The sequence below is a fragment of the Candidatus Izemoplasma sp. genome (assembly GCF_982632705.1).
Genome location: NZ_CEXEES010000047.1, coordinates 1 through 12,711, shown reverse-complemented (window position 1 = coordinate 12,711; position 12,711 = coordinate 1). Strand labels below are relative to the sequence as shown.

The 12,711-nt window shown below is 32.2% G+C and carries 12 protein-coding genes; 8 read left to right on the top strand and 4 right to left on the bottom strand.

Annotated features, from left to right (window positions below):
• The 4 genes from AC2LE6_RS06730 to AC2LE6_RS06715 form a co-directional block, all read left to right on the top strand.
• On the top strand, nucleotides 1-818 hold an 818-nt coding region (locus AC2LE6_RS06730; RefSeq protein ID WP_484478498.1), incomplete at its 5' end, for a putative PEP-binding protein.
• An 86-nt stretch (nucleotides 819-904) separates the two neighbouring features.
• On the top strand, nucleotides 905-1,135 hold the full coding sequence (locus AC2LE6_RS06725; RefSeq protein ID WP_484478497.1) for a hypothetical protein: 231 nt from the start codon (nucleotides 905-907) through the stop codon (nucleotides 1,133-1,135).
• Nucleotides 1,135-1,791: a uracil-DNA glycosylase gene (locus AC2LE6_RS06720; RefSeq protein ID WP_484478496.1), complete on the top strand. Its 657-nt coding sequence runs from the start codon at nucleotides 1,135-1,137 to the stop codon at nucleotides 1,789-1,791. Before AC2LE6_RS06725 ends, AC2LE6_RS06720 begins: the two co-directional genes overlap by 1 nt.
• Before the next feature lie 193 nt (nucleotides 1,792-1,984).
• On the top strand, nucleotides 1,985-2,572 hold the full coding sequence (locus AC2LE6_RS06715; protein WP_484478495.1) for a folate family ECF transporter S component: 588 nt from the start codon (nucleotides 1,985-1,987) through the stop codon (nucleotides 2,570-2,572).
• Between the two features lie 14 nt (nucleotides 2,573-2,586).
• Here the strand turns inward: AC2LE6_RS06715 and AC2LE6_RS06710 are convergent, their stop codons facing one another.
• Together AC2LE6_RS06710 and AC2LE6_RS06705 are read right to left on the bottom strand one after the other, a co-directional pair.
• Nucleotides 2,587-3,129, bottom strand: coding sequence for a flavodoxin family protein (locus AC2LE6_RS06710; protein WP_484478494.1), 543 nt, complete (start codon nucleotides 3,127-3,129; stop codon nucleotides 2,587-2,589).
• Nucleotides 3,130-3,183: 54 nt separating this feature from the next.
• Nucleotides 3,184-5,268 carry an alpha-amylase gene (locus tag AC2LE6_RS06705; protein WP_484478493.1) on the bottom strand — a complete coding sequence of 695 codons (2,085 nt, stop codon included), beginning with the start codon at nucleotides 5,266-5,268 and terminating at the stop codon, nucleotides 3,184-3,186.
• A 149-nt stretch (nucleotides 5,269-5,417) separates the two neighbouring features.
• Here AC2LE6_RS06705 and gpmI point away from each other — a divergent pair, with 149 nt between their 5' ends.
• From gpmI to AC2LE6_RS06690, 3 genes are all read left to right on the top strand, one after another.
• Entirely contained in the window at nucleotides 5,418-6,932 is a 1,515-nt protein-coding gene (gene gpmI / locus AC2LE6_RS06700) for a 2,3-bisphosphoglycerate-independent phosphoglycerate mutase (protein WP_484478492.1), read from the top strand.
• 154 nt (nucleotides 6,933-7,086) lie between these two features.
• Nucleotides 7,087-8,379, top strand: coding sequence for a phosphopyruvate hydratase (eno, locus tag AC2LE6_RS06695; RefSeq protein ID WP_484478491.1), 1,293 nt, complete (start codon nucleotides 7,087-7,089; stop codon nucleotides 8,377-8,379).
• 127 nt (nucleotides 8,380-8,506) lie between these two features.
• On the top strand, nucleotides 8,507-9,811 hold the full coding sequence (locus tag AC2LE6_RS06690) for an MFS transporter (RefSeq protein ID WP_484478490.1): 1,305 nt from the start codon (nucleotides 8,507-8,509) through the stop codon (nucleotides 9,809-9,811).
• Nucleotides 9,812-9,836: 25 nt separating this feature from the next.
• Here the strand turns inward: AC2LE6_RS06690 and AC2LE6_RS06685 are convergent, their stop codons facing one another.
• Together AC2LE6_RS06685 and AC2LE6_RS06680 are read right to left on the bottom strand one after the other, a co-directional pair.
• Nucleotides 9,837-10,628 carry a hypothetical protein gene (locus tag AC2LE6_RS06685; RefSeq protein ID WP_484478489.1) on the bottom strand — a complete coding sequence of 264 codons (792 nt, stop codon included), beginning with the start codon at nucleotides 10,626-10,628 and terminating at the stop codon, nucleotides 9,837-9,839.
• A gap of 98 nt (nucleotides 10,629-10,726) precedes the next feature.
• Nucleotides 10,727-11,578, bottom strand: coding sequence for a hypothetical protein (locus AC2LE6_RS06680; RefSeq protein ID WP_484478488.1), 852 nt, complete (start codon nucleotides 11,576-11,578; stop codon nucleotides 10,727-10,729).
• A 174-nt stretch (nucleotides 11,579-11,752) separates the two neighbouring features.
• On the opposite strand from AC2LE6_RS06680, the gene AC2LE6_RS06675 reads away from it, so the two are divergent.
• Nucleotides 11,753-12,711: sodium:calcium antiporter (locus AC2LE6_RS06675; protein WP_484478487.1), on the top strand; the 959-nt coding region annotated here is incomplete at its 3' end.

The following is a 12,711-nucleotide window of genomic DNA, read 5'->3' as shown; positions in this document are numbered from 1 at the left end:
ACTTTACTGAATTATTTGAAGTTATGGATGGAAAAACTGTTTGTATCCGTTTATTGGATCCTCCACTTCATGAATTCTTACCTCAAGCTGAAGATGCTGCTGAAGTTGCTAAAGACTTAGGTGTAACAGAAGCTGATTTATTAAGAGCATTAGAAACTTTACACGAGTTTAACCCAATGTTAGGACACCGTGGTTGTCGTTTAGCTGTTACTTACCCTGAAATCAGTGTAATGCAAGCAAAAGCAATCATCATGGCTGCTATCAACGTTGCTAAATCTGGTAAAGTTGTAAAACCTGAAATAATGATTCCATTAATCGCTACTGTTGAAGAACTAGTATACTTAAAAGGATTCATTAAAGAAACTGCTGACGCGTTAATCGCTGAAGCTGGAATCGATTTAGATTATAAAATCGGTACAATGGTAGAAACTCCAAGAGCTGCATTAATCGGTAGTCAAGTTGGAGCAGAAGCACAGTTTATTTCTTACGGTACAAATGACTTAACTCAAATGACATTTGGATTTAGTCGTGATGATGCTGGTAAATTCTTAAAAGAATATGCAGAAAAAGGTATCTTACCAAACGATCCATTTGCTGCAGTAGATCAAACTGGTGTTGGGAAATTAGTTGAAATGTCAACTAAAGACGCAAAAGCTGCAAACAAAGATATTATCGTTGGTGTTTGTGGAGAACACGGTGGAGAACCAACTTCAATCGACTTCTTCCATAGAACTGGATTAAACTATGTATCTTGTTCACCATTCAGAATACCTGTAGCTATCGTAGCTGCTGCACAATCTGAACTAAGAAACAAGTAAGACAAATATGTCATTTAAAAGCACTTCTTATGAAGTGCTTTTTTTATAATCTAGTGATATAATAGAAATAGATAGGAGGGATACTTATGAACGCAGTTCTAATTATATCCTTTATATGTTCATTGTTTTTTAGTATTCTATTCGCATTTCCTAAGTATTTTTTAGCAAAGATCGGGTACAAAGATACATACCATCCAGAAGATATTAGATTTGAAGACACAATATTTTTCTACTTTCTATTTGGTGTATTCATGATAGGATCATGGATTGTTTTATTTATGACGCTTAATGAATTAGATTTGGGTCTTCTGTGGTAATGAGCTGGGACAAGTTCTTCAAAGAAGAAGAGCAAAAAGAGTACTATAAAAACTTAATGACTTTTGTTGAGAACGAATATCAAACAAAAGTCATTTTTCCATTGAAAAAAGATATGTTTAATGCCTTTGCATTAACGAAATTAAAAGACGTAAAAGTAGTTATATTAGGCCAAGATCCTTATCACGATATGAATCAAGCACATGGCTTATCATTTTCTGTACAGGATGGTATTAAGATTCCACCATCACTTAGAAATATATATACTGAGTTGTTAAATGATTTAGGAATACTACCAAGTACAAGTGGTGATCTAACCTCTTGGGCAAAAGAAGGAGTGCTTTTATTAAACACCATCTTGACTGTGGAAGCTCACAAACCTCTAAGTCATAAAAAAAGAGGGTGGGAAGTATTCACTGATAGAGTGATTGAAGTGTTAAATGATGATGATTCTCCCAAAGTATTTATTTTATGGGGAAACAATGCCATTACTAAAAAAGGGATGATAACTAATAGTAAGCATCTAGTAATTACTAGTAGTCATCCATCACCATTATCGGCAAGACATAGTTTCTTTGGAAGTAAAGTATTTAGCCGTACAAATCAGTTCTTACAAGAGCGTGATTTAAAAGAAATAAACTTTACGATTAAATCGTAAAGTTTCCTTGTATAAAAGATATAAACAAGATACAATTGTGATATCAGAGTAATAACCTCGCGTAAAGTGATATACCATGGGATGTCGGGTATAGACGAACACATTTGTGGCGGTGAGGTTGTGCGTCCGCTGTAAACTACGCAAGTATTTTAATGTGGACCTCTAAAATATTATTTTTAGGAGGTTTTTTATTATGAGAAAAAACAACATGGAAAAAGTACAAAAATTTTTAGGAATGACTGATGATAATTTCACAGTCAAAAGCATCGCAAGGATTTCGTTATTAGTAGCTATTGCGATTATTTTAAAAGCTTATTTAAGCTTAGAAACAGGAATATGGAGATTGACATTCTATGATATTCCATTAATGGTTTTAGGAGTGTTTTTTGGCCCGATATTCGCGATTATAGGAGGGTTAGCTACTGACTTTGTATATGTGATAAGTAGAGGGTGGTTATATGGATTTAATATATTCACTATATCTGCGATCATGTGGGCATTAATACCGGCAATAATGCTTTATCGAAAAAAATATACAATGACACGATTAATTATTACTGTATTGATTACATCTTCTGTAGTGTTTACATTGAACACGATAGGGTTAGTGCAATTCTTTGGGAATAGCCAACTTGTATTTCTAGAAGGATGGATTCCTGGACCGTTGTTACCAAGACTAGTAACATATTTAATTAAACTACCGGTACAAGTCTATTTGGTTCATGTATTAATTTCTAGGTTAGGCGTTGCATTTGAAGACTTACAATTAGTGAAAAAATAAAAAAAAGAAGATGATTATTTCATCTTCTTTTTAATTTCATTTATCTTTTCAATATCATTTGATGTGAGTAAAGGTGATTGATCACTACTTGGAATTAGTATTTCACTTATAAATTCAGGTTCGAATAATTTATCTAATATATTTAAAGTTTCTTTTGCCCCATTAAACATTCTTGCTTTGTCACTGCCTTGAGTAGAAACTAAAATTAAGTTTTTAAACGTTGGAATGGAACCTTGTTTCAATGTGAATTTTTGAGAATAAAATCTTTGAAATCTATTAATAATTGTCATTAGTTTATCACTTAGAGCACCAAAATATATTGGTGATGAAATAATAAGTGTATCTGCTTTGTATAGTTTTGTATAAACATCATTCATATCATCGTTTTTACTACATCCAATTGCATGATCGCAATATTTACAATCTTGGCAGGATTCAACATCTACTTTATATGCATTAATTAATGCGATTTCACTATCATTATTTTCTAGTAATCTATTTGTTACATTCATTGTCTTACTATTCTTATTAGGACTTCCATTTAGTATTAGTATCATGTTAAACACCTCGTTAATGTATTATAAACAAAAAAGGTAGAAAGTTCTACCTTTTTATAATTCAACTATTTTGATTTCTCCAGCACCTAAATGTATATCTAGTCTATCGTAATCGATAAATTGAGAAAACGGTCTTGGATCTTCATGAGAACTAAATAATAACTTACCTGACATTTCTTTGTTGTTAGACATTTTTCTTAGTTCTTTTATATCAGGTTTAACATATTGTTCGCTATATGGATTCGCATTTGCAAGAATAAGTAGACAGTTATTTTTGTTTGATTTTGCTTTCTTGAAATATGCAAGTCCAATAAATGTTTTTGGATGATCTTCACTATATAGAGGGACAAATGAATCTTTGCTTGTGATTTGTTTTAAGTATTTTTTTCTAATCGGTTTGATGAACTCAAGGACATCTGGTAATTCCCATCTGCGGCTGTTTGTATAATGAAACTGGTATTTATCGAATAATGCAAGTTTTCCATAGAATGGATCACTTTCATCTAACATAAACGCTTCATTTTCTCTACAGTCTAGTCCTGTATTCATTGGTTGTTTTTCGAACACTTCTTGTCCGCTATTGATGAATGGTACTCCATTAGGAACAAACATATTTAATGTAGTTAGAAGTTTTGATAATGTTTCTCCACCATCTCTAGCTGCCAACCTTGGTGTATCGTGAGTTTCTCCACATGCAAAGGCTGGGATAGGTAGTTCAATTGTTTCATACATATATTGGTACAATGCACCTTCCCATATGCGAGGTTCCATAATGAACCCATTTCCGATTATCATGTTGTAACCAAATTCTTTTGCTTTTTGTGCATTGGATGGTGTTAACTCTTCAGCAATAAAACTGAAGTCTGAATCGTTATCTCTTGCTTTACTAATAATCATATCTAATAATTCTTTTGGTAATGCATGACCCATATCGATTCTTGCTCCATCAATACCAAAGCGTCTTTGATAACTTGGTATGATATCAGCAAGTCTTTCCCAAAGTTTTATGTTTGGTTCTAAACCATGATACATATTGGATTTGATTGTATCAAATAAAATGTAGGGTGCTCGATCAGTTGTATCTAAGAATTGAACTGTTTCTTTTGGGAAATCTTTATACATTCTGAAGAATGTGATATCCGTCCAAGGTGGTTGTGGATCATTGATATGATCACTAAACGCTGGAGCGATTCTTAAATTAAAGTGCTTATCGATATCGGCAGACAGTGTTTTACTATCTTTGATTGTATTCCATAAGGTTTCATTTTGCTCTTTTGGATTGATTTGAAACATATTTATATGTCTGTATGTTTCAGGGTCTTTATATACTTTTTCCATTAATTCAACAGATGGTGTAGCTGTATCATCAATTCCACTGATCTTTGGTGATTTGTATAAATCATATTCATCAGCTTTGATCCAGTAGAACCAATCAGGATTATCTTTAATTAATTCATTTTCAACAGCGTTTGTTCTAGGAATAATATCAATCATTACTCTCATACCAAGAATGTGACATGCTTCGACAAATGCACTGAACTCTTCATCAAGTGTCATACTATCTTTTGTAAGTGGATCTTTTAGGTTTGGATCTAACTCGTTAAAATTAGACACACCATATGGACTACCTAAGTCTCCCTTTTTATCTTTCAAACTAAATTTTGATATGGGTAACATATATACAACATCTACACCCATCTTTTTTAGAAGTGGTAGTAGTGATAGCATTTTTACAAATGAACCAGTTTCTGGCATTCTATAAATATTTTCTGTATCAAGTGTCCCAGAACGATCATGATCCCACGCAGAACTTGTACGAATCATCGTGCTATATACAACACTTTCCTTGATCCAGTCTCCACCTGTATATTTCGTTTTTGGTATTTTTCTATTTGAACCAATACTAATTGATTGGTTATAAGTAATGTCTTTTTGTATGTTCGGTAAAATGTAATCTTTTATTACAGAAGAATAGAAGTCAAAAGGATTGACAATTAGTTCATTGTTTGGTGTTTTAATAAACTTCGTTTTATCATAATCAAAACAGTTCCATAAATCAGGGACTGTATAATTAAAAACTTCTTTTCCTTTGTTTTGTTCTAGCACAAGAAGTAATTTCTCTAGCATTAAATGTTTCATAGTATCAACCTCTCTTTAGGTATTATTATATAATATATAGGATATAAAAGATAGGGATGTACGTAAAGATGAAAACGCTACCGGACATAGTATTTTCCTAGTTTTTTTCAAAAGTAGGGTGTATAATACTTTGTGGTAGAGGTGATTTTATGAAGAAACCAGTAATATTAATAGTGATGGATGGTTATGGCCTTAGCGATAGTAATGTCGGAAATGCTATAAAAGAAGCAAACACACCTAATATTGATTTATTAATGAAAGAATACCCAACTTCAGATTTACGAGCGAGCGGATTAAGCGTTGGTCTTCCTGAAGGACAAATGGGAAACAGTGAAGTAGGACATTTAAATCTAGGGGCTGGACGTATTGTATACCAGTCATTAACTAGAATTAACAAATATGTTCAAGATGGTGATTTCTTTGAGAATGAAGCATATCTTGAAGCAATGGAAAACACGAAAAAGAATAATAGTAAACTTCATATTATGGGATTGCTAAGTGATGGTGGAGTACACAGTCACATATCTCATATAAAAGCGATGTTAAAAATGGCTAAAATTGAAGGTGTCAAAGAAACATATGTACATGCATTTTTAGACGGTAGAGATGTAGCACCAGATAGTGCTCCAAACTACATTAAAGAATTAGAGTCATATATGAGCGATTTAAACTATGGTAAAATCGCATCTGTTCATGGTCGTTTTTATGCAATGGATAGAGATAATATGTGGGATCGTATTCAATTATCATATGATGTTCTAGTTGAGGCAAAAGGTTCAAAAGCAGTTTCTGCTCAACAAGGTGTTGAAGATAGTCATGATGACACTGTAATGGATGAGTTTGTTATTCCATTCAATGTTGTTGAAGAAGGAATTGTTACTGATAATGATTCAGTGATATTCGCAAACTTTAGACCAGACCGTGCTATACAAATAAGTACTGCATTAACAAACCCAAGTCTAACGGAAATCGAAAGTTCAAATGGACCAAAAGATTTAACGTTTGTATCGACTATGCACTATAGTCCAAACGTTACAGGAAAAGTTGCATTTGCGCTTCAAAAACTAGATAACATGTATGGAGAAGTAATCAGTAAAGCTGGTATGAATCAGTTACGTATTGCTGAAACTCAAAAATATGCACACGTTACATTCTTCTTTGATGGTGGAGAAGACAAAGAGATTAAAGGATCTGAAAGAGCATTAGTAAACAGTCCAAAAATCGCTACGTTTGATTTACAACCTGAGATGAGTGCGTACGAAGTTACTGATACAGTATTACAAGAAATCGAGAAAAACGTTCACGATACAATTATTTTAAACTTTGCAAACTGTGATATGGTTGGACACACAGGAAATATACCAGCCGCAGTAAAAGCAGTTGAAACAGTTGATGAATGTGTTGGTAAGGTAGTTGATTCTATTTTAGATAAAGATGGAGTTGCTATTATTACAGCCGATCATGGTAATGCTGAAAAAATGTTAGATGAGAACGGTGGAACATTCACTGCTCATACAACTAGCTTAGTACCATTAATCATTACTAAGAAAGACATTGAAATTCGTGAAGGTGGTATCTTAGCAGATATTGCTCCAACGATGCTTGAATTCTTAGGAGTAGAACAACCAGTTGAAATGACAGGTAAATCATTAATTAAGAAATAGACAAAAAGACCTAAATCTTAGGTCTTTTTTTATATTTGTAAAACTAATGCTTGAAAGTGTTTTCATTTATTGAGTATTATTTGTTTTATAAACTAATTTGCATTATAATATCTATGTATGATAAATAATATATATTAAAAGGAGTGTTTTAAAAATGCCATATATTACAGATGTATACGCAAGAGAAGTATTAGACTCACGCGGGAATCCAACTATTGAAGTTGAGGTTTATACAGATTCAGGTGCCTTTGGTAGAGCTTTAGTACCTTCAGGTGCATCAACTGGTGAACATGAAGCAGTTGAATTAAGAGATGGAGACAAATCTAGATACTTAGGTAAAGGTGTAGAAACTGCTGTTAAGAACGTTAACGAAATTATCGCACCAGAAGTATTAGGTTTAGACGTTACACAACAAGTTTTAGTTGATAAAGTAATGATCGACTTAGACGGTACAAAAAACAAAGGTAAATTAGGGGCTAACGCAATTTTAGGTGTTAGTATGGCTGTTGCTAGAGCAGCGTCAGATTTCGTAGGATTACCTCTTTACTTATACTTAGGTGGATTCAATGCAAAAGAATTACCTACTCCAATGATGAACATTATCAATGGTGGATCACATGCAGATAATAATGTAGACTTCCAAGAGTTTATGATTATGCCTGTAGGAGCTCCTACATTCAAAGAAGCATTACGTTACGGTGCTGAAGTATTCCATGCTTTAAAAGCAGTTTTAAAAGGTAAAGGATACAACACAGCAGTTGGTGATGAGGGTGGATTCGCTCCAAACTTAGGATCAAATGAAGAAGCAATCGTAGTAATCTTAGAAGCAATCAAAAATGCTGGATATGAAGCTGGTAAAGATATCATGTTAGCAATGGATGTTGCATCAAGTGAATTCTACAATAAAGAAAAAGGTGTATATGTTTTAGATGGTGAAGGTGGAAAAGAATTAACTTCAACTGAATTATCTGATTTCTATGTAGAATTAGTAGACAAATACCCAATTATCTCTATTGAAGATGGATTAGATGAAAATGACTGGGACGGATGGAAAATCCTAACAGACAAATTAGGTAAGAAAATTCAATTAGTTGGTGATGATTTATTCGTTACAAACACTGAAAAATTATCTAGAGGTATCGAAGAAGGTATCGCAAACAGTATCTTAATTAAAGTTAACCAAATCGGTACTTTAACTGAAACTTTTGAAGCTATTCAAATGGCACAAAAAGCTGGATACACTGCAGTAGTATCTCACCGTTCAGGTGAAACTGAAGATTCAACAATTGCTGACATCTCAGTTGCTACAAACGCAGGACAAATCAAAACAGGTAGTTTATCAAGAACAGATCGTATTGCTAAATACAATCAATTATTAAGAATTGAAGATGAACTTGACGAAACTGCAAAATACAACGGAATCAAATCTTTCTATAACGTTAAGTAATTAAAAAGGCTCATTTGAGTCTTTTTTTTATGACATATTTTTTATAACTGTGTATTACACAATAAAGTTCTTGCATATCATTTTTATTTACTATATAATGATTTTATGACATAAATTGAGGTGTAACATGAGAAGAGTATTAAAGAACAAGAACTTCATATTATTATTTACAGGATCAGCAGTATCAGAAATAGGTAATATGGTATTTGCTATAGGTATGAGTATTTATATCCTATTATTGACAGAAAGTGCAATACTGATGAGTATTTTCATGGCTGTGAGTATTTTTGTAAGAGTATTGATGAGTCCAATTGCTGGACCACTGGTTGATAGATGGAATAGAGTTAGGGTAATATACATGACTGACTTTATAAGAGGGATAGCATTTTTAGTGTTGGCTTACATTTTCTTTTCAGGATTAGAAGATCAAAACACAATTATTTTACTTTTATACATTGTTACGATCATATCGAGTATTAATGCAGCATTCTTTTTCCCAGCTGCAGCAAGTAGTGTTCCGGATATAGTAGGAGAAGAAAACCTTCAAGCAGCACAAGGATTACAAGGATTCTTATTTGCCTTTCCACAATTGATAGGTGGTTTCCTAGGAGCAGCTTTTGTTGATTCAGCTGGAGTTGAATGGATTATATTATTCAATGGTATTAGTTTTATGCTATCTGGGTTAAGTGAGATGTTTATTAGAACTCCATATAAAAAAGAGTTTGTAGTACTTCCAAAAGAAGAAAGAAGCTCATTACTTCACGATTATAAAGAATCACTAATATATGCAAAAAAAGTTGGAGTACTATCATTAGTTGGATTTTTCCTAGTTATTAACTTTGCAGTAACACCTTTATTTAGTGTAGCGACTCCGGTCCTATTTAAACTAGTATTGGAACGTGCAAACACAATGGAGTATGCAGCCACAGGAGCTGTATTTAGCGTCGCCGCAATGATAGGTAGTCTCGTTGTTGGTGGAATGAAAATAAAAAGTTATAAATCAACAATAAAAAAAGGAGTATTTCTACTCTTTGTGTTGTTTGGTATTAATGTGCTACTGTTCTACTTAGTAGAATTTGGTTTTATAGGGTACTGGAATTTCTACATCCTATATGTGGTAAGTATACTAATAGTTGGGGTGAACTTATCATTCGTAAATCTTCCAATAAATGTAGGACTAACAAATAGAATAGAACCAGAAATGAGAGGTAGAGTCTTTTCAACAGTAGGAGCACTTGCTCAACTTGCAGTTCCGTTTAGTATGTTACTAGGTGGAGTTATTATCGAATATACAAGTGTATCATTACTTGGTCTAGGCTGTTTGCTTATTATGATGATCCCGACAATCGGATTTTTAAAACATAAAACTGTGAATAGAGTACTTCAAGAAATTGATGAGAAACAAGTAGCATTACTAAAACAGACAGAATAAAAGCACTCAAATGAGTGCTTTTTTATTATGCTAAATCGTCAAACAATGTTGCAATTACAACGTAATAATAAGGTATAAAGAATAACAACATAACACCATACAGTAGATATTCAAAGAATGCTGGGAAGTCTAAACTTGTACTATTCAAGTAGAAGATTAATGAGATAAGTAGAAAAACATTAAAGAATATCATAAACTTAATAAATACATTTCCAAGTATCTTTATTATTGATGTGAGATAACCTGTGGTTCTATTCCAAGAGTTAACAAATGCATCTATAATGTTTTCTCCCTCAAGGATATAAAATGGAATCATAATGAACTTGTGAAACACAAGTACAGTAACAAGGAAAATCGGAATTAGCATAAAATCTAATACGATTATCATTCTTACAATTAGTCCGAATGTTGAACTAGCATTCATTAAAAATCCACCAAACGGTTCAAAGATGATAAATAACAAATCAATTGAAATACTACCAACTTTTTCTACGAATACATAATTAATTACTAGAATAGCTAGAGAATAAATTGCGAAATTCAAAACTTTTGTTAAAGGTTGAAAAACATCCCCAATAGACATTATATCATCCTGCACTATTTTAATGGCAAAGTGAATAATAAGATACGAAGTTACAGTCGATACAAGAAACGAAGCTATTCCAAATGCAATACTTGTATCCCCATCGAATAAATCTATAAGTATAATGTTTAATATAACAGAAACTACTGTGATTCCAGAAATAATTAATGCCTTTACATAATTGAATTTAAATTGGTCATTCGCATTTGAAATGACCGTTTGATAATTGTCCATAAAAAAATACCCCTTTTCTTTTGTTATGAAAATTATATCATAATTTCTTTGATAAAATACTAAAAAAAGTACTCAATTGAGTACTTTAATTTTAAATACTAGAAATCCCAGTCTGTTTTACTTTCAGTTGAGTTTCCCTCGAAAGGATCTTCCACTTGTAAATGACTATCTTGATTATATCTACCATCTATAATTTCATATAGAACAACTTGTCCAACCATCATGTATGGAATGAAGAATCCAATAAAGTATACAAGAACTCCAAGCATGATTAATATACCTAGTAACCCTGCGAACGATGCGATAATGAATGGTATAATTATAATTGCTGCACCTAGTGCAATAAAGTATAAGAAGAACAAAATAATTTGTACTACGTGTCCTTTAGTTTTTGAGAATGATCTTTGGAATGCTGCAATAAAATCCACACCATCAACAACGTAATACTGAGTTAAATAGAATTTAATTTGAATGGCTGAAATTACAACAAATGAAATAACCATAACTGGAACGAACTGCATAAAGAATTCAATTGCCATTTCATTAGTTATTGTTTGATTTTCCAAAGCAGAAACTAAAGTAGTATATAGTGCATCATCTACAAAAATTCCTGTAAGTACTTGGTTTAGAATTATTTGAAATACTCCGAATACTGATAATACTCCAATAAAAGATAATAGATTTTTACCGGATGATAATGATGTACCAAAATCAATTGTTTTTGTTCTTACTAGATCCATCAACATCTTAACTGACATGTATGTTGCTGCTGCAGATATGAACATTTGAATGATTAGTGAGACGTAACCTCCACCTATAATGGCTGATACTATCATATTGACAACTGCCCCAATTAAACCAGGAACAATTGCTGCTACAAATGCATTACCCTTATTATTTGAATACTCCTCTTTTGTTTGTTTTATTGCGTATGAAACTGAATTATTCATAAAACCCTCCTTATGCATCTCTTGATGCTTCTTTTATATCATATCAAATAATAAAAAAAGGAGCAAGGACATATTTGACATCGCCTAAAAAATACTATGGTTTATCATTAAATTAACACTATCTTTTTACAGAGTTTTGTAATATAATAGTATACGCTTAAAGGAGTGGATAACATGGATTTATTTTTAATGTTTGCCCAATATTTTTTATTGGCATTCGTAGTTATATATGCAACAAGTAAACTTAGTTTCTTCGTAGATGAATTGGATAAGAAAACAAACATCAGTGGAGCACTAATTGGTGGTGTGTTATTGGCAACAATTACATCTATGCCAGAATTCATTACAAGTATTACTGCAACGATGAGTAGTCAAGTAAATGATCCTGGATTAGCGTTTGGTAATGTGTTTGGGAGTAATATATTCAATATATCAATTTTAGCAGTTGCTGATATTATATTTGTGAAAGAAATGTTCTTCAACAAAGTGAAAACACAACGAAAAACTAATGCACTCGTAATCTTAATGTATTTGATATTTATGATCCCACTGTTTATTAGTAAATTCAGTAGTGGAGATTACAGTACGTTTACAGTTGGATTCTTCTTAACGTTCAACATCATCTCTTTATTAATTGTTATTGTATACTTCTTAAGTATAAGAGCAATGGGGCAAGATGAAACTGAACAAAGTGAAGAAGAGAGTAGTTATTCATTCAAGAAAATCGGTATTTATTTTGGATTATGGGCGACTGTAGTTATTGCCTCAAGTTTCTTTGTTACATTAGTAGCAAACAACTTAGGGAATGAACTTGGACTTGGAAGTAGTTTTGCTGGTGCAATCTTCTTAGGAATCGCAACTAGTTTACCAGAATTTACTGCCGTAATTACATTGATGAAACTTAAAAATTATGAAGCAGCACTTGGTAATATTGTTGGGAGTAACATCTTCAATTTAACGATTATAAGTGTTGTTGATATAATAAACGTTAACGAGGATTTATTTGATACGTTATTAGTTGGTAAAGAAGCTAGAGAAAATATCTCTTTACTCTTGATTTTAGGGCTGTTTAACTCTATAATGTTAATGATAGCTTTACTAAGAAAGAAATCTACAAATATATATATTTATTT

Bases quoted from the DNA above. Each gene is read 5' to 3' on its own strand.
- AC2LE6_RS06685 (WP_484478489.1), bottom strand. From the start codon at position 10,628: ATGGACAATTATCAAACGGTCATTTCAAATGCGAATGACCAATTTAAA.
- AC2LE6_RS06710 (WP_484478494.1), bottom strand. From the start codon at position 3,129: ATGATACTAATACTAAATGGAAGTCCTAATAAGAATAGTAAGACAATG.
- AC2LE6_RS06705 (WP_484478493.1), bottom strand. From the start codon at position 5,268: ATGAAACATTTAATGCTAGAGAAATTACTTCTTGTGCTAGAACAAAAC.
- AC2LE6_RS06725 (WP_484478497.1), top strand. From the start codon at position 905: ATGAACGCAGTTCTAATTATATCCTTTATATGTTCATTGTTTTTTAGT.
- eno (WP_484478491.1), top strand. From the start codon at position 7,087: ATGCCATATATTACAGATGTATACGCAAGAGAAGTATTAGACTCACGC.
- AC2LE6_RS06715 (WP_484478495.1), top strand. From the start codon at position 1,985: ATGAGAAAAAACAACATGGAAAAAGTACAAAAATTTTTAGGAATGACT.
- AC2LE6_RS06720 (WP_484478496.1), top strand. From the start codon at position 1,135: ATGAGCTGGGACAAGTTCTTCAAAGAAGAAGAGCAAAAAGAGTACTAT.
- AC2LE6_RS06680 (WP_484478488.1), bottom strand. From the start codon at position 11,578: ATGAATAATTCAGTTTCATACGCAATAAAACAAACAAAAGAGGAGTAT.
- gpmI (WP_484478492.1), top strand. From the start codon at position 5,418: ATGAAGAAACCAGTAATATTAATAGTGATGGATGGTTATGGCCTTAGC.
- AC2LE6_RS06690 (WP_484478490.1), top strand. From the start codon at position 8,507: ATGAGAAGAGTATTAAAGAACAAGAACTTCATATTATTATTTACAGGA.